Source organism: Streptomyces sp. NPDC044003, from assembly GCF_056435185.1.
On record NZ_JBWKFA010000003.1, the window covers coordinates 686279 to 703362 of the forward strand.

Below are 17084 nucleotides of genomic sequence, written 5' to 3' on the forward strand. Positions count from 1 at the left end.
GCGAACCGTGGTGCGTCATGTTCAACTGGGACATGTACGCCGACGTCGGCCTGGACCACATCGTTCCCAAGGTCAACAACGTCTCCGTCTTCACCGAATGGGCCAGGACGCGCGATCAATGGTCCGACTACCCCTCCATCGGGGCGTGGACGAACCTGTCCCACGGCGGCCACACCGAGGTCGTGGTCGGTTTCGACGAGACCCACGTCTACACCAAGGGCGGCAACACCGTTCCCGAGAACGCCGAAGACGCGGGCCAGGGCTTCGGCGTCTACTCGCACAGTACGGAGCGGCGCAGCATGAAGGTCGTAGGTTACTTCGCGCCGGAGTTCGAGGACGGCTGTCCGCCCACCGCCGACCCCGACGATCACCGGGGCGGTACGGCCGTCGCCTCATGGCGCTGGGCCGGTCCAGTGCTGCCGCGTTCGGACATCGAGGTGACAGCCTCGGAGGTCGTGTTCGGCGCGCGGAACACCTCAGTGAGAATCGTCCAGGGCGCGCTCGCCACGGAAGTGGGGCTTGACTACGCTGCGGCACCAGGCACGTTCGGGCCGCGTACGAAAGCGGGGGTGGCCGCCTTCCAGCGCAAGCTCGGCTTCACCGACGGCGACGCGGACGGTGTGTTCGGGCGCTTCTCGCTCACCGAACTGGGCCGTCGGCAGAGGTTCACGGTCCGCGGGCTGAGCTTCTTCGACCGGCCTGTCCTGCCGGACGGCGAGGTCGTAGGGAACTCCGCCATCCCCCTGTCGAGCGTCAAGTTCGATCACGTGCCGGACGGAAGCACCACGACGGCGGCCAAGGAGGCCTGCCACATCCTTCGCGTACCGGAGACTCATTGGGTGCCGGGCATCCTGGTCGCCGCCCGGCGCGAGTCGTCGTACCGGTTCAACGCGGTGAATGACTGGGACAGCAACGCCACCGGGCCCAAGCAGAGCGACGGCCATCCACGCAACTGCTCCCGCGGAGTCATGCAGGTCATCCCGACGACGTTCGCCTCGCACCACCAGCCTGGTACGTCAATGGTCATTTACGACGGCGTGGCCAACATCTGCGCAGCCATGAACTATGTGATGACTCGATACGGCGTGTACCGCGACGGGACGAACCTCGCAGGCCGCGTCTGCCAGTTCGACCCCAACCGCGGACCGTGCGGCTACTGATCACGGTCCCCGAAGGGATGCCCATCATGTCCAAGGTCGTACGTCTGTCGGAGCTGCACCCAGGTGCGCACAACGCCAGCGTCCTGGTGGTCCAAGAGGCCCTTGCCCAGGCGGTGGGACTCGACTTCAGCTCGGGCCCGGGTGTCTACGGTGAACGCACCAGAGAGGCCTACGCCAAGTGGCAGCGGCACCTCGGTTTCTCCGGCGCGGCCGCGGACGGCCTCCCGGGAATGGAGTCGCTCAAGAAGCTCGGTGCCCGCTTCGGGTTCGAAGTCCAAGGCGAAGGGGACTCGGGAAGGGTGCCCTCCCCGGTGCCCGGGCATCGCGTCACCTACCGTTACGGCATCCAGAATCCGCGGTACCGAGCCGGCTACCACACCGGGGACGACTATGCCTCGGCGCAGGGAACTTCGGTGGTCGCCGTCCGCGACGGCTCCATCCAGTGGTCCAACGACAACGGCGGTGCCTACGGCCGCTGGGTCGGCCTCCAGGCCGACAACGGCCGGGTGTACGTCTACTGCCACCTCTCGAAGCGGGGCGTCATCACCGGCCAGCAGGTCAGGGCGGGCCAACAGCTGGGCAAGGTCGGAGCGACCGGCAACGTCACCGGCCCGCACCTCCACTTCGAGGACCACCCGCCGGGCGCCTTCGTCTATGCCCGTACCCGCAAGCCGGCGTGGTGAGGCGGTCGGAGCCACCGTGCCGGGCCAGGGCTCCGATGATGGCCCGGCCCGGAAGCCCGGCAGGCAATCCTTTCCCGCATAGGTGGGGCCGACTCGGCCGGCCCCGCCCACACGCCCTTGGGCATGGGAACACCCCGGCATACGCGGGGACCACGCCAACCGTCCAGGCAGAGGCCGCCATCGCGGCGGACAGCGAAATCGGCCCGATCGCCTGGGAGAGTTGCCGAACCACTTCTGAGTTCGTGATGCGGGAACGCCACCGCGGACGGAGGATGAAGTGGGCGATCGGAGCAGTGTGCACGGCTGCGGGTCACCGCGCAGGGAGGACCGTCTCAGGGCGCCCATCAGTGCCCAGCCACATTCCACGTGCGCCGTTCAACCATCGGAGACGCCGAGATGACCGTGCTCTTGTTCGACGTCGGGGCGACGCTGGCGGATGTCAGTGTTTGAAGCCGACGGCTCCCTCCGCTTCCGTCCCCGGCCCCGTGCTTGACGTCACCTGTGTAGGCGGCAACCAAGGCGTTCAGCTGATTCACATGCTCGACCGCCCCTTGGCGGGCGAAATCTCAGCTCAGGCGCCTCTTATGGGAAGTGGCTGACCAGGCGTGACGGATGAAGAGTGGCTTGAGCGCTGGTGTTGCAACGGGCTCCTGTTCTCTCCGAGGCGATCCGGGAGAGGCTCTTGGAGCGCTTGACCGAGGACGACTGATACTCCAGTGCGGTTTTGTGATCTGGTCGGTGGAGCGTCGTCTGTAGTGGCTGCGACGAGGGCCCACCTTCCGAGCCTCCAAGGCTGTCCGGAGCTGCGGGTCCTGTCCGTGGGCTTCGTCGCCGGTCACCACGGATGCTGAGTCTCGCCGGTCGCCGTCGTAGGTGCGCGGCTGACCGGCGCTCGCCGTCAGCCCTCGAGGGTCGAGTTGAGCCCCGGGCCCGTGGCCGCGCCTACCTGATCGGGCTGCTGTCGAACGTCGGGCGCAAGAACTGCTGGAGCAGCTGGCCGAACAGGCCGGTCACGCCCGGCCCGGGCCGGTGCAGCGGCTGTACGGTACGCATACTGGGACGCCGACGCCATCCGCGATGACCTGAATGCCTGGCGGCGGCTGTGGCGACAAGGGTGGGTGGGTCTGGGCGGCCGAGCTCGACCCCTGGGCCGTCGAGGCCGTGATCGCGGCGGAGCGACCGCATGCCGCCGACGCAATGACGGCCGAGTTCGCGGACGGGCTGACCGGACGGCAGTCCTCTTTTATCGTCCCCCCCCGGCAGCGCGGTGTAGGGGTGTGCGGGTGCCATCTCGGCCAGGATGTCCTGGAACCTGGCCGGGGTCATGTCCTGTCGTCGATCCCCGTGTCGGGAAGGGCTTCGCGTACGGCCTTGCGGGTGGTGCCGAGCTTCTTGAGGACGTGGGCCACGTGCTGCTCGACGGTACGGGGGGAAACGAACAGCGCCTGAGCGATGTCCTGGTTGGTGGAGCCTTGGGCCAGCATTTCGGCGACCTGCCGCTCGCGCGGGGACAGCTGGTGACCGTAGCCTCGGCGTCCGCGCGTGGGCCGCTGTACCAGGCCGAGTCGGCTCAGGGTGTCCCGGCAGCGGGCGGCATCGGCGGTGGCCCCGAGGCGGCTGTAGGTGTCGAGGGCCTCGGTGAGGTGGGCGGTCGAGGCGTCGGGCCGCTCGGGGGCGAATGCCCGACCGGCGTACTCGGCCGCCTCGGCTGCCTCGTACGGTCGGCCGATCTCCTTCCAGAGCCGCTGCGCCCGCGTGAAGAGCTCCGCGGCCGCAGCGGGTTCGCCGACGTGGTGGAGTAGACCGCGGGCGAAGTGGAGTTCGGCGTCGGCGGCGGGCGTGTCGGCGTCGCGCAGGCCGCGTTCGGCGTCGTCGGCGAGCTGCTGGGCGTACCGGCGATCGGTGCGGGCCAGTGCCGCCTCGACCGCGACAGGGACCACGCCGGTCCCTCGCGCCCAGGCAGCGGCTTCGCGCAGCATCGCCACGGCGGGCTCGATCACGGCGAGGGCGTCCTCGAGCGAGCCCTGGGCGAGCTGGACGACCGCGATGCCGGACGCGGCCCGCAGCGCCGTGGTGACCTGCGATTCGCGCTCCCCGTACCCGGCGGCGAGACTCAGCTGCTCAAGAGCCCGGGAGCGTTGGCCCCTGGCATTGGCCAACCGGCCCAGCAGCAGAGCCTGTTCGTGGCCCGCCATGGCGATGTCGGGGAATTCGGCGCCGAGGGCGGCGAAGTCCTCCTCCAGGCCGTCCCAGTGGCCGGCGAGGCCTTTCAGGCGCAGCAGGGCGATCCGGCTGTAGCACTCCAGGTGGGGGGTGCCGGCGCGGTGGGCGAGGTCGCGGCTCTCGGTGAGCAGGGCGCGGGCGCGGCGGTCGTGTCCGAGTTCGATGGCGATGTCGCCGACGTTGTAGAGGGCACGGGCCGTCTGCCGCAGCACACCGGGGTCACCGGAGTCACGGGGAAGACGGTCGAGCAGGGGCCAGACGGCGGGGTCTCCCTGCCGGGCCATGAGGGTCAGGCGTGTGGCCTGTACGGCGGCGGTCACCGCGTCGTCGGTGGTGCCGTGCAGGGTGCGCTCGGCCTGGTCGATCCACTTCCATGCCTGGTCGGAGCCGCCGCTGCGCTCGTTCATCGCCAGTGCGACCATCGCCCGGGCGGCCCGGTCCGGGCGGGTGGTCAGCTCCTCGACCGATCGGCGGATCTCCCGGAAGCCGTTGCGGTCTCCGTCGTGGTTGACCATGAGCAGGCCGAGCCCCAGACGGATCTCGCCTCGGGTGGCCTCCGACTGGCGCGGGTCGTCGATGAGCCGCCGCAGCAGGGTGACAGTGGCGGCATGGTCGGCGCTGTCGACCGAGAGCCGGGCGAGGGCGAGGGCGGTTCGCGAACGGACCTCGTCCCCGAGGTCCGGCTGTTCGAGCATCCGGTAGAGCAAGGCGGCGGCGGTGCCGGTGTCGCCGAGAGCGATGGCTTGGTCGGCGGCGGCTTCGGCGCGGCGGGACCAGGCTGCGCGGTCTCCGGCGGCGAGCGTGTGGTGGGCCATCTGTACCAGTGGGGGCGGGGTCTGCCCCTCGAGTTCCTCGACGGCCCGCCGGTGGAGGCGGGTGCGCAGGGGGCCCGGCACGTTCTGGTAGGCGACCTGCTGGGCGAGGACGTGCCGGAAGACGTATCGGCCGGCATCGTCCTCGCGGAGCACCGAGGCCCGCAACGCGTCGGTGAGGCCCTGCGCGCCCTGATCGGGATCAAGTCCGGCGACGGCCGTCAGCAGCGGCTCGGCGGCGGGGACAGCCAGGATGGCGGCGGCGTCGACGACCGCGGCGCCGGCTGAGGAGAGTCCGGCCAGGCGCTCGGTCACCGCCTCGCGCAGCCCCCTGGGGACCTGGGCCTGTTCGAGGATCGCTGCGGCGTCCTCGGCGCTGCCGCGCCGCCCCTGCTCGCCGAGGGTGATCAGATCCTCTTCGGCGACCAGAGGCAGGCCCTCGCTGCGGTCGTACACGGCTCTAACGAGGCCAGGGGTGGTGTGCGAGCCGAGGGCGGCGGTGGCCAGCTCCGCGACGTCGGCCTCGGTGAGCGGCGCCAAGGTGATCACCGTGCCGCCGGTGCCGGGCGGGTGGCGGTAGGCGGCGCCGAGGACGGGTGTGAGGGGCGGCAGGTCCTCGGCGCGGTACGTGAGCACCAGACTCAGCTCGGCGGGCAGGTCGCGCGCGAGCAGCAGGAGGAGCTCACGGGTGGCGTCGTCGACCCAGTGCATGTCCTCGACGACGACCACCGCCGGGCCTAGGGCGGCGAGCAGGGAGTGCACGGCCCGGACGAGCTGGTGGCGCTCGGCCTGCGGGTCGCCGAGTGGAGTCGGCGGCGGAGGGAGCCGGTCCGCCAGGTCGGGCAGCAGGGGTGCGAGGGCGCCGGAGGCGGGCGGGAGGTCCGTGGTGGGCAACCAAGGGCCGGCCTTGGCGAGCGCGTCGATGACCGGACCGTAGGGGCACGGTTCGCGCAGCGGCTGGCAGTAGCCGGTCAGCACGTGCCGTCCTTCGGCGGTCAGCACGGCGGTGGCCTCGTGCACCAGGCGGGACTTGCCGATTCCGGCCTCGCCCTCGATCAGTACGACGGCCGGCGGGTGCCGGACGGCGGCCAGCAACGTGTCGAGCTCCCGTCGACGGCCGACGAAAACGAAGCCGCCGCTGACAGGTGCCGCCTTCTGGCTCCTCGGCCGTGCCACGCCACCACCTTCCCTGCCTGGTCAGGCTAGGTCCGGCGGTGACGAGCGGCAAGCGTGGCCGAGACCCCCAAGGTCCTTAGTACGGTCGCTCCAGGTGCCGGGCCGCGGCCGTCGGAGAGAGGGACAGTTCCACCATGACGCGGGTGCCGGCGGCCGTGCGCCGCAGAGTGCACCTGTCGGCGTATTCCTCGACCAGCCGCAGGCCGCGTCCACCGCACGCCGGGTCGTCGATGACGTACCGCAAGCCGACGCCCTCGGCCTGCCGGGATCGCCAGCGGCCGCTGTCCTTGACCTGCACCGTCAGCATGTCGGCCGTCGTGGCCAGAATCAGGGTCACGTCCGGGCTTCCGCTGTGCCGCACCGCATTGGTCACCAATTCGGTGACGACGAGGGCCAGCGCGGCCTCCACATCCTCCGGGACGTCCCAGAGCCGTGCCGATGTCCGTGTGAAGCTCCGCAGGGCGGGCACCGAGGCGGGAACGGCGGACATCGCGCAGACGGCCGTCCTCTCCCAGACGCCGGCACGCCGCGGCACCGGCGCGGCCGGATCGGGGATGGCCGGAATACGGCGGAGGGCGGTGGTCGTGGCGATCATCTCGGACTCCTGGGGCATGTGCGGCGACCCCCTTCTTTCCTCTACGGTCGCCGCCCTGCCGGGTGGAAACAATGCGGACCCCCTATACGTACGGGTACGCAAAATTTACCGGCCACCGAGGTGTGCCCCTGCTGCGTGCCACGGGGCACCGCGTCGCACTGCTGTGGACATGGGATCTCGCGGGCCGCCTACTGCCCGAAGCGGTGCAGGGGCAGGTCTGCTGCGAGCCGTGCACCGCGTGGGCTGGCCGCGACGCGCAGGGCGCCGCCGTGACCTGCGGCGATTTCGCGGGCGATGGCCAGGCCGAGGCCGGTGCCGCCGGTGCTGCGGCTGCGGGCGTCGTCGAGAGGGGTGAAGCGTTCGAAGACGCGCTCCTGTGTGGCGGCGGGGATTCCGGGGCCGTCATTCGCTTCGCCCATGCCTGCGAACTGGTCGTGCCGCTCGTGCCCGGTGGTCCACCACCTCGCCCGCCCGCCCGCCCGCCCGCTGAGCAGGGCAGCCGCCGCGAACGGCACCGAGCTGGTCCGCCTGCGGGTGGGTATCGGGTACCGCCAGGCCCGCGACGAACCCGCCGCCCAGGCCCCGCACCCACCTCGCAGCCCGGACGGAAACCTCGTAGTGGGGTGCCGTCTTCAGGCTGCAGCCGGCAGGTGCGGGGCGGTCGCAGTTTCGAGGGAGGCTCCCCGCGGAGTGTGGCCTCACGCCTGGGGTGGCGTCTCGCTCTCCTGGCGCTGCCGCTGGCGGTAGTTACGCATGGACACCTGGGAGCCGCAGCCGGTGCTGCAGTACAGCCCTGCCCCGTTGCGGGTGCGGTCGAAGAAACCGAAATGGCACGGGGGGTTGCGGCACGCCTTGATACGCCCCCAGTCGCCGGTCTGAGCGAAGGTCGTCACCGCGGCCAGTACGGTCCCGAACACGCGCGGCACCCCTGCCTGCGGCGACGTCAGCTCGACGCCACTGGCCGTGACCACCGTCGCCACCGGGTAGAGCGAACCCGCCCGCCGCAGGTGCCGCTCGGCGTGCTGAAGCGACTCGCCCAGGCTTTCCTCGTCGCCCGAGTGCGCGAGCAGCAGGGTCACCAGGGCGTCACGCAGCTCGCGTGCGGCCGCGGCATCGGCGTCGGTTGCCACGGTCTCGCCGCCGAACTCGTCGTGCTCCGCGAGCCACGCCGCGAACGAGTGCCCGTCCCCGAACAGCTCCCGCCGGCCGCCTCCGTCGGCGCGCGTGTTCACGAACGCGAGCACGGTCTCCACCACCGGCGTGACGGTGCGCGGGCTGGGTTTCGCAGCTCCGGCTGCAGCACTGCTCATCACCCCATCCTACAGCAAGAGGAAGAGGCGCTAAGCCATCTAACAGGCAACGCGCTGCACCACTTCGCTTGACTCGTTATGAGCTACCAGCTTACGGTCGCAACATGAACGGAACATCAAACCAGCAGACCAGCTCCCGCGCATGGCTCATCACCGGCGCGACGTCCGGTATCGGCCGCGAACTGACCCTCCAGGCGCTGGAGAATGGAGACGTCGTCTCGGCTCTCGCCCGCGACACCGCCTCCCTGGACGAACTGACCGAGGCGTACGGCGACCGCCTGCTTCTCATCCCTGCGGACGTGCGTGACGAGCAGGCCGTCCGGGAAGCCGTGGAGCGCACGCTCGCTCGGTTCGGCCGCATCGACGTGGTGGCGAACAACGCCGGCTACGGGCTGTTCGGAGCCGTCGAGGAAGCCTCCGACACGCAGGTCCGCGCCGTGTTCGACACCAACGTCTTCGGAGTGCTCAACGTGCTCCGCGCGACGCTGCCGGTGCTCCGCGCCCAGCGGTCCGGACACATCCTCCAGGGCTCGTCGGTCTACGGGCAGTCCGCCCACCCCGGCGTGGGACTGCTGGCCGCGACCAAGTACGCGGTCGAGGGCCTGTCGGACGCACTGGTGGCCGAGGTCGCGCCGCTCGGTATCAAGGTCACGATCATCCAGCCCGGAATGACCGCCACCCCCTTCCTGTCCAACCTCGACGTCGCGGCCGGCCTCGACGACTACGACCAGGCCGTCCGCGAAGTCCAGAAGGGCATCGGAGAGCTGCCCGCATCCGCGTTCTCCTCCGCGGCGCGGATCGCCGAAGGTATGCGGACTGTGGTCGACAGCCCCAATCCTCCGCTACGTCTGGCCCTCGGGACCTCCAGCGCCACCGCCATGCGCGCCGCCGTGGAGGCGCGCACCGCAGACCTGGACAACTGGAATCGCGTGACCGACGCCGTCGACAGGTGATCCCACGTCCCGAAGGGGACCTCGGCGCTGACAGCCGAGGTCCCTGCGGGTCGCCATCCGTACATGCCCAGCCCGAACACGGCGCGCGAACAGCGCCACTGCACATCCCGCCCGAGAGTCATCCGTCCTTGAACCCGGGAAAGGACCCCCAGGTTCAACGGAACAGCCACCGCCTCAGCGTGATGTCGCCGCAGGCCAGAAGTCCGCAGCCGTCACCTGCGGACTCGGATTCCCGCACGCGATACAGGCCGTGTAGATCGTGCGCCGCCGCCGGATCGTCACCAGCAGCACGGTGACCTTGGAATCCTCGGTGCAGCTCTGAGCCGGTTCCTCGGAGACCCGGGGTCGCGCAAGATCACGAACGCGAGTCCTTCGCCGACTCCCCGTTCTGCGCGGTCCTGATCCGTGGCCTGCCCGAGGCGGAGTAGCCGCTCCGCGGGAGCAATCAGGAAGGCCTCCCCGTACCGGCGGCCCGGTCAGCCCTCGGCCCGGCTCCACTTCGCTCCGGCCGGCTGCTCCGAGGTCGTCACGCTGGCGGACCAACTGACGGACCAACTGGCGGCGATGCGGGAACTGTTTCGTATGAAATGACCCCGGCGGTCATTGAGGGGCGTACCTGCGCCGCATGAGGAAGTTGGGCGCCACCCCCGAGCCGTAGAGGAGGTCGAGCGTGCCGGGGCCGCGTGAGGCGACCATGGGACTGGCGTGGCTGCCGTCGTGCGTGGTCGCGGGGGTCCAGGTGTTCCCGTGCGCGTGCCAGGAGTGAGAACACCGCAGCCAAGGTGATTAGCAGGGGCCGCGACACGGGTGGCGGCGAGCCGCGCGGATCTCGCGGTCGCGCCGAACGGCCCTGGCCAGACCCACTCGCTCCAGGATGAGCTCACCGCTCACGTGCTCTCCCTGGCCCGGACGAACTGTGACCGATGAGCTTGGTCCGCTTGGTGGCCACGGCCTGCGGTATGTGGCAGGCCGCCCACGTCCCGCAGCCGGCGCGGCCGTTGAACCAGCGCCCCCCGCTGCCGTGTACGGCCTCCGGCACACTCGCCGACGTGATCCGGCGCAAGCTGGGGCGACCTCAGCCCGACCGAGCGCAAGGTCGCGCGCGTCCTCCTGGCCGACTACCCCTCCGCCGGCTTCGAGACCGTCGCCGTCCTCGCCGAACGGGCGGGAGTCAGCGCCCCCACCGTCATCCGCTGCGTCAACCGGCTCGGCTACCGGGGCTTTCCCGACTTGCAGACCGCCCTGCGTGAGGAGCTCAACCACTTCCGCTACGAGGAGCGGCAGCTGCTCACCGTGCTCGAAAGCCTTGAGCCGGCAGCCGTACCCCGAGAGATGGTGGGCCCGATCTGATCCTGTGTCGTAAGCGTTGCGCGGGTGTCGACCCACGTTGTCGGCCGCGCCGGTGGGGTCGGTGAGGCCGATTGTCGACGGCCGGTCGCCCATCCACGTACGCGAGGCCGTCCGACGGTGCGGACCGCGGCTGACGAGCCGGCCCCGTACCGTCAGCCGGGTGACCTCGGCACCCTCCGGCTGCGGCTGAGGGTGCTCTCGGCCGCAGCCCGGCAGGGGCTGGTGCAGCGGATCGCGCTGATGCGGCTCTCGTACGCCGACGGCGACCTGCTCGCCGCGGACCGGATGTCCGAAGACGTCGGCAGGGCATGTGCGGAGTCACAGCAGGCCCGTGTCTCGGGCGTGGAGCGCCGCTTGGGTGCGGTCGCGCAGCCCGAGACGGCTGAGGATGCGCGAGATGTGGTTCTTCACCGTACCTTCGCTCACATACAGCTGCGTGGCGATCTCCCGGTTGGTTCGGCCCTGGGCGACCAGGCGCAGGATCTCGGTCTCCCGGGGGCTGAGCTGGGGTTCCTGGCTCTGGGGCGGTGGGCCGGGGTGGGGCAGAACGGCCGCGAGGCGGCCGGCCACCGTCGCGTCGAGCTGGGTGACGCCCGCGTGCGTGAGACGGATCGCCTGGGCCAGTTCCTCAGCGGGCAGATCCTTGAGCAGATACCCGCTCGCCCCGGCCCGCAGGGCCTGGACCACGTACTCCTCGTCGTCGAAGGTCGTCAGCATCACCGTCCGGCACTGCGGGACTTCGGTCCGCAGGACGGCGACGGCCTCGACACCGTCCATCTGCGGCATCCGGACGTCCATGAGGACCACGTCGGGCTCGAGCTCGCGCGCCCTGGCGACGGCCTCCCGGCCGTCCGCGGCCGTGCCGACCACGATGATGCCGGGCCTGATGCCGAGCAGGGCGGCGATGCCGTCGCGGATGAGGCGCTGGTCGTCCACCACCAGTACGCGCACCGTCTCCGTCGTCACGATGTCGCCGCCCCGTGCCCGGGGGTGCGCGGAACTTTCACGGTGATCCGCGTGCCCTCTCCCGGGCTGCTGTCGATCTCCACCCGGCCGTGCACCAGGCGTACCCGCTCGCGCATCCCCAGCAGACCGAATCCGCCCTCCTGGCGACCGGGGACGAATCCGCAGCCGTCGTCGACCACCACAAGCCGGGCGGAGCGCGCCCCCAACGTCACCGTCAGGGACACCTGGCCGGCATCGGCGTGCCGACGGGCATTGGTCAGGCCCTCCTGCGCCGCCCGGTACAGCGCCGTCAGGGTGGCCGGGTCGTACCCGCTCTCGTCGCCGTCGACCTCGGCCGTCACGTACGGGCGCTCGCCGTCGCCGCCCCCGGCGAGTCCGGCCAAGGCGGCGGAGAGGGAGGGCAGGGCGGTCTCGTGACGCAGGGCGCGGACCGAGTGCCGTACGTCGCCGAGGGCGAGCTTCACCGACCGTCTGGCCTCGTCCACCGCCCGCAACGCGGCCGGCGGGTCCAGGCTGTGGAAGTCCGCGGCGATCTCCAACTGCACCGAAACGGCGGTCAGATGGTGTCCGAGGCTGTCATGGATATCCCGGGCCAGCCGGTTGCGTTCGGCGGCGGCGGACAGCTCCGCCACACGTGCGGCAGAAGCGGCCAGCCGCGCCCTGCTCCGCTGTTCGCCGACGGCCACGGCCGCCATGGAGATCGCCAGTACCAGTCCGACCCCGAGCATCAGCACGTCGGAGATGTACTCCACGTCCCGGTACCAGCCAGGCGCCGACACCGCATAGCGAGCCAGTAGGCCCCCCAGACACACCGCCCCCAGCACCACGGCCGCCGCTCGGCCGAACGAGAAGTAGGCGGTGAACGGCACCAGGACGAACAGCACCCGGGACAGCCCCGAATCGTCCGTCGCGTTCACCGCGGCGAACAGTGCCAGCCGTGCGACGAGCAGGCCGGCGGCCACTCGAGGCGGCGTACGCGAGGGGTAGCGGCGGTGCTCGACCGTCTCCAGGACGAAGAGCAGGCCGATCAGAGCGACCAGGGCGGCGGTACGCACGTCTGCCTCGGCCATGCCGATCGGGGGGCCGACAGCGGCCCGGGCGTACAGCGCCGCGGTGAGGACGGCCCCGTACAACAGCGGCGCGACCCACGGCACAGGGCGGGCCGCGTCCACCGCACGCCACCACGTCACCACGTCACCCCCCCCGGTGTCGGTTTCTGGTTCCAGGCTAGGGCCACCGCGGCAGTGGATCGAGCGCAGGCGGGCAGCTGGTGACCGGCCGGCGGCGAACGTGGCCGAACGGCATGTGCCGAACGGCACCTGGGACCCGTGACGTCGCGCGGGGAGAGGCGCCGGTCGGCATCTGTGCGGGGGCGCGGGCCGCTTCCTACCGTCGAGGTCACCGTCGTCCCTTCCCTGGAGGTGTTCGTGATGTCCACGTCCCCGCCCGCGTTCCGGCCCGCCGCCCTGTGCGGGCTCGTGTCCGGGGGCTTCATCGCCCTGCCCGCGCTGATCGAGGCGTTCACCGGAGAGACCGCCGCCACCAGTTGTCTGCTGGGGCTGGCTCCCGCACTGTCCCTGCCTCTGATCGCCGTCCTGCACAGACGGCAGAGCCACGTCACGGGCCGCGCCGGCGAGCTCGCATTCGTCGTCAACCTCGTCGGGGCGGGCCTGTTCGCCGGGGCCGTGTTCACCCTGAACATGGCTCTGTTCTACCTGGACGAGACCGTCTTGAAAGAGCTCCTCAAGGGGCCGACGCGATTCGCGCTGCTGGGCGCCGCGGTCGTGTTCGCCGTAGGCACTGCCCTCTTCGGCGCTTCGACGATCCGGTCCCGGGTGTGGCCCACGGCGCCCTCGTGGGGATACACGCTCGCCCTGCCTCTGCTCGCACTGCTCGCTCCCCTTCCCGACTCCCCGATCACCCTCGCCCTGCACGTGCTGGCCGGTGCGACCCTGATCTGGCTCGCGGCGGCCGCGTACGGCGCGCCGGCACCGGGTGGCACCACCGTTCCGTCCACGGGCGGCGTCGGGGTGGTCACCACGGAGCGGGGCCGGTAGGGCTGCCGGTCCATCCCGTGACCCACGCGGCGTCCTGGTGTGCTCAGTTCAAGCACGTGACGTTGTGGCGAAGTCCTCGGGAGTGAGGACCTCGACGCCGAGCTCCGGGGCCTTGACGGCCTTCGAGCTCGGCGTGACCCGCATCAACGAGACGTACCACGATGCGGGCAAGCCATAGGCGGCTGGTCCGCGTATGGCCCGGATCTCGGTCGGCACGGAGCGGGCCCCTGACCGATGGTCTGTGGCGACGGTGAGCCGAGCAGAGCCGCGACCTGGACCTGCTGTTCGCCGTCGGCCGGCACTTCGTGCTGGTTGTCCACGCCCAGCTCGTCCGGGAGCAGATGGTCCTGACCGGCCTCGACGCGGACGTGCTCGACGAGCTCTTCGCAGCCCTCGTCCGCGACTGATCCGCGCACGCCGTCGAGCTCCACGGAAAGGACTCCGGGACCGAGGCGCAGCGGCAGTGGGCGCTCGGCGCGGTCCGCTGCCCGGTCGTCGACACGGAGCGCTCGCCGCGCGTCGAGGTGCTGTCCGGCCCGTACGAGAGGGCCCGGTAGCCGCCGCCGCACCCCTCCCCGGGTGACAGGCAGGGCCCGCTCCGGCCTGTCACCCGAAACCCCTACGATGACTGCCCATGAGCACGAATCACGACCGAAGACCCCTGGTCGACGGACGCTTCCGACTGATCTCCCGACTCGGTAGCGGCGGCATGGGCACCGTCTGGCGCGCCCGCGACGTCGCCCTCGACCGCGACGTCGCCCTCAAGGAGGTCCGCCCGCCCGACCCCGCCGTCGAGGACGCGAACCCCGGATTCGCCGCACAGCTGCGCGAACGCGCCGTCCGCGAAGCCCGCGCCCTGGCCCGGGTGTCGAACCCGCACGTCGTGACGATCCACCACATCGTCGAGCCACAGGACGGTTCGCACCCGTGGATCGTGATGGAGCTCGTCGAGGGCAGTTCCGTGTACGACCGGCTCGCTGCAGGCCCGATGCCCGTCCCCGAGGTGCTCGCCCTCGGCCGCCAGGTCCTCTCCGCACTGCGCGCCGCGCACACTGCCGGCATCCAGCACCGCGACGTCAAACCCGCCAACGTCCTGCTCCGCCACGAAGGCGGGGCCGTGCTCACCGACTTCGGCATAGCCGCGTTCGACGGCGCCACCTCCCGGCTCACTTCCACCGGCGACCTGATCGGTTCGCCGGAGTTCATCGCCCCCGAGCGGGTCCGCGGCGAGGAGGGCAACCCGGCCTCCGACTTGTGGTCGCTCGGCATGCTTCTGTACGTGGCGGCCGAGGGCCACCACCCCCTGCGCCGCGCCACCGGCCTCGCGACCGTGGTCGCGGTGCTCGACGACCCGATCCCCGCGCCGGTGCGGTCCGGCGCGCTGGGTCCCGTACTGACCCGGCTCCTCGTCCGCGATCCGGCGCAGCGGCCGGACGGGGCGCTCCTGGACCGGCTGCTGGCGGAGGCGGAGGGCGGCGCGGCCTCGGCTCCTGCTTCCGCCGCTGTTCCTTCTGCCCCCGTCGCCGTCCCTTCCGCCCCCGGCCCGTACGCGCCTGCGCCCGCGCCGTACCCGCACCCCGCCTACGGCCCGCCCGCCGCGCCGGGAGCGGGCTTCGGCCCGCCGACGCTGCCCACCCCCGCGCCCTCGAGCCCGCGCAAGCGCGCCGCAGGCGTCGCCGTCGGCCTCGCGCTGGCGGCCGCCGCGGTGATCGGCGTCGTGAATCTGTTCCCCGACGGCAACGACGGTGGCGACGGCAGCGGCGGGACCTCCGGGGCGAAGGGCGGCGCCTCGCCGACCGGCGCCGTACGCACCCCCGGCCAGAGCTCGGGCGCGGTCCCGTCCGCCTCGGCGCCCGCGGTCCGCGGCAGCCTCCTCACCACCGCCAACGTCCGTGCCGTCATCGCAGAGCTCCGCCGGGCGAGCGGCACCACGACGATCAAGGATCTGACGGTCTATGAGGAGTACGCCCTGGCGAACATCCCGACCCGGCCCGGCGCGAAGACCTACGACGCGTACGAGTACCGGGCCGGTGTCGCCAGGAAGACCGGCCCCGGCGGCACCATCAGCGCCGACGACGCCGACGAGCAGCCCTTCGACGTGTCCACGATGCCCTGGGACAGCCTCCCCGCGCTGATGAAGCGCGGCGAACGCGACCTCAAGGTGGACGACCCCACGATGCGCTACGTGGTCGTCGACCGCTGGACCTTCAACGACGACCGTCCGACACTGCGCTTCTATCTCAGCAACGACTACAGGGCCAGCGGCTATCTCGCTGCCGACGCCTCCGGCAAGGTCGTGTCGACCCTGCCCGCGTCCTGAGGTCACCGCCCTTGCGGATCGCAGCTGTCCGCAAGGGCTCCTACGGTCGGAGCATGCCGCAGACACAGACGGACAGGCGTATCGACGTGCAGACGATCCTGGTCACCGGCGCCACCGGCGCCTCCGGGGCCGTCGGCCCGCGGCTAAGACGGCACGACGCAAGCGTGGCTGCCCGGCCGGCAGAGGTCATTCACCTCCGGCTCGAGCAGTGCCGTCTACCCGAGACCGGTTGAGGCATGCTCAACCTGTCCGGTGGCGTTGTCACCGCTGGCAAGGACTGGACGGATGACGGCGCCGTGCAAGAGGTGCACTAGGCTCAAGCGCCGCGCGGCTACCGCTACCCGGACCGTACCCATCCCGCCGCAGTTCGTGCGTGTCCTCCGTGCGTACTTCGACCGCTTCGGCGTGGCACCGGACGGCCGGCTGTTTCGGAACCAGGCGGTCCGGGGCCGGTCCGAGTGCCTCCCAAGCGCTCCTGGCCGTGGGCGGGGCCACCGTCAGGAGGCCCTGGCACGGCGGCAGGTCAGATCCAGCCGCGGCGGGTCGCGACGACACCGGCCTGGAAGCGGTTCACCGCGCCCAGAAGTTCGTGGAGGCGACTCATGCGCCGACGCATGGTGCGGACCGACCAGCCGAGCTGGCGGGCTATGGCCTCGTCTTTGAGACCGCTGACCAGCAGGGTGAGGACCAGGCGATCCTCCTCGTCGAGCGGGTCCTCGGCGGGGGCGTCGAGCGGCAGGGCCTGTTTCCAGCACAGTTCCCAGTAGTCGGTGAGGGCGTCCAGCAGGGTGGACGGCCGGATGACCGCCGCACGCACGCCGTCGAGGTCCAGGGAGAGCGGCATCAGCGCGAGCCGACGGTCCGCGATGGCCAGTTTGATCCGCAGTCCCGGCATCACCCGGGCCTGCTCGCCGCGGCGTACGAGTCCGCGGATGTCCTCGAGCACCCCCGGCCACTCCAGCGCCTCGGGGGCGTAGACCGCGCGGTAGCGCACGCCGCGCCCCAACGCCGTGCTCTCCACCGGGTTGGAGGTGGTCAGCGCGTACGGTGGCCGGTCCAGTGTCATGACGTCCTCGCGCGCCTCCTGCTGGAGGCGGACGAACCAGCGGCCGAGCGCCTCGCGACCGGTGGTGATCTCTACTTCCTCCTCTCCTGCGGTGCCGGCCTGTGCCGCCGCGAAGAGGCGGGACAGCTCGTCCGCCGCCGAACGGACCCGGTCCAACTCCGCTGTCCTGTTTCGTATCAGGGACTCGACCGCGGCTCCTGGCTCGATCGCCGCGTACCGGCGGCGGGCCCCGGCGAGCCGCCCGACCAGGCCGTGGTCGTGCAGCCGGTCCAGGGCCCTGGCGGCACGGAGGGGGGAGCAGCCGAGGTCGGCGGCGAGCTCGGCCGGGGCTGCCGTACGCCGGGTCAACACGGCTCGGTAGACGCTCTCGTCGAACGGATCGATGCCTGCCGCGGTGAGCTCGTTCGTCATAT

13 protein-coding genes and 3 pseudogenes are annotated in these 17084 nt (G+C 71.3%); 9 read left to right on the top strand and 7 right to left on the bottom strand.

The window, feature by feature from the left end:
- Window positions 1-32 precede the first annotated feature (32 nt).
- The 3 genes and pseudogenes from AC07AW_RS14995 to AC07AW_RS15005 form a co-directional block, all read left to right on the top strand.
- On the top strand, window positions 33-1160 hold the full coding sequence (locus tag AC07AW_RS14995; RefSeq protein WP_478815857.1) for a peptidoglycan-binding domain-containing protein: 1128 nt from the start codon (window positions 33-35) through the stop codon (window positions 1158-1160).
- 26 nt (window positions 1161-1186) lie between these two features.
- On the top strand, window positions 1187-1843 hold the full coding sequence (locus AC07AW_RS15000) for a peptidoglycan DD-metalloendopeptidase family protein (RefSeq protein WP_478815858.1): 657 nt from the start codon (window positions 1187-1189) through the stop codon (window positions 1841-1843).
- Window positions 1844-2789: 946 nt separating this feature from the next.
- Window positions 2790-2937, top strand: a pseudogene (locus AC07AW_RS15005) (IS701 family transposase); the annotation flags it as partial.
- Between the two features lie 228 nt (window positions 2938-3165).
- Here the strand turns inward: AC07AW_RS15005 and AC07AW_RS15010 are convergent.
- From AC07AW_RS15010 to AC07AW_RS15025, 4 genes are all read right to left on the bottom strand, one after another.
- Complete coding sequence (locus AC07AW_RS15010; protein ID WP_478815859.1) at window positions 3166-6054, bottom strand: helix-turn-helix transcriptional regulator; 2889 nt, start codon at window positions 6052-6054, stop codon at window positions 3166-3168.
- A gap of 76 nt (window positions 6055-6130) precedes the next feature.
- The gene (locus AC07AW_RS15015) at window positions 6131-6667 is read right to left on the bottom strand and encodes an ATP-binding protein (protein ID WP_478815860.1); all 537 of its coding nucleotides are present in this window, start codon (window positions 6665-6667) and stop codon (window positions 6131-6133) included.
- A 170-nt stretch (window positions 6668-6837) separates the two neighbouring features.
- On the bottom strand, window positions 6838-7068 hold the full coding sequence (locus AC07AW_RS15020) for an ATP-binding protein (protein ID WP_478815861.1): 231 nt from the start codon (window positions 7066-7068) through the stop codon (window positions 6838-6840).
- Window positions 7069-7347: 279 nt separating this feature from the next.
- A complete protein-coding gene (locus AC07AW_RS15025) occupies window positions 7348-7959 on the bottom strand; it encodes a CGNR zinc finger domain-containing protein (protein WP_478815862.1) in 612 nt (203 codons plus the stop codon).
- A 104-nt stretch (window positions 7960-8063) separates the two neighbouring features.
- Between AC07AW_RS15025 and AC07AW_RS15030 the strand changes: the two genes are divergently transcribed.
- Together AC07AW_RS15030 and AC07AW_RS15035 are read left to right on the top strand one after the other, a co-directional pair.
- A complete protein-coding gene (locus AC07AW_RS15030; RefSeq protein WP_478815863.1) occupies window positions 8064-8912 on the top strand; it encodes an SDR family NAD(P)-dependent oxidoreductase in 849 nt (282 codons plus the stop codon).
- A 1110-nt stretch (window positions 8913-10022) separates the two neighbouring features.
- Window positions 10023-10109 (top strand): annotated as a pseudogene (locus tag AC07AW_RS15035) (hypothetical protein); the annotation flags it as partial.
- A gap of 471 nt (window positions 10110-10580) precedes the next feature.
- On the opposite strand, the gene AC07AW_RS15040 reads toward AC07AW_RS15035, so the two are convergent.
- Both AC07AW_RS15040 and AC07AW_RS15045 read right to left on the bottom strand, forming a co-directional pair.
- Window positions 10581-11228 carry a response regulator gene (locus AC07AW_RS15040; protein ID WP_478815864.1) on the bottom strand — a complete coding sequence of 216 codons (648 nt, stop codon included), beginning with the start codon at window positions 11226-11228 and terminating at the stop codon, window positions 10581-10583.
- Window positions 11225-12418, bottom strand: coding sequence for a sensor histidine kinase (locus AC07AW_RS15045; RefSeq protein ID WP_478815865.1), 1194 nt, complete (start codon window positions 12416-12418; stop codon window positions 11225-11227). Before AC07AW_RS15045 ends, AC07AW_RS15040 begins: the two co-directional genes overlap by 4 nt.
- A 240-nt stretch (window positions 12419-12658) precedes the next feature.
- Between AC07AW_RS15045 and AC07AW_RS15050 the strand changes: the two genes are divergently transcribed.
- From AC07AW_RS15050 to AC07AW_RS15065, 4 genes and pseudogenes are all read left to right on the top strand, one after another.
- Window positions 12659-13285 (top strand): hypothetical protein, encoded by a 627-nt coding sequence (locus tag AC07AW_RS15050; protein WP_478815866.1) that lies wholly within the window; start codon window positions 12659-12661, stop codon window positions 13283-13285.
- Between the two features lie 257 nt (window positions 13286-13542).
- Window positions 13543-13842: pseudogene (locus tag AC07AW_RS15055) on the top strand (acyl-CoA dehydrogenase); the annotation flags it as partial.
- Window positions 13843-13919: 77 nt separating this feature from the next.
- On the top strand, window positions 13920-15605 hold the full coding sequence (locus tag AC07AW_RS15060; RefSeq protein ID WP_478815867.1) for a serine/threonine-protein kinase: 1686 nt from the start codon (window positions 13920-13922) through the stop codon (window positions 15603-15605).
- 53 nt (window positions 15606-15658) lie between these two features.
- Entirely contained in the window at window positions 15659-15838 is a 180-nt protein-coding gene (locus AC07AW_RS15065; protein WP_478815868.1) for a hypothetical protein, read from the top strand.
- 290 nt (window positions 15839-16128) lie between these two features.
- Here AC07AW_RS15065 and AC07AW_RS15070 read toward each other — a convergent pair whose 3' ends face one another.
- Complete coding sequence (locus AC07AW_RS15070) at window positions 16129-17082, bottom strand: helix-turn-helix domain-containing protein (protein ID WP_478815869.1); 954 nt, start codon at window positions 17080-17082, stop codon at window positions 16129-16131.
- Window positions 17083-17084: the final 2 nt, after the last annotated feature.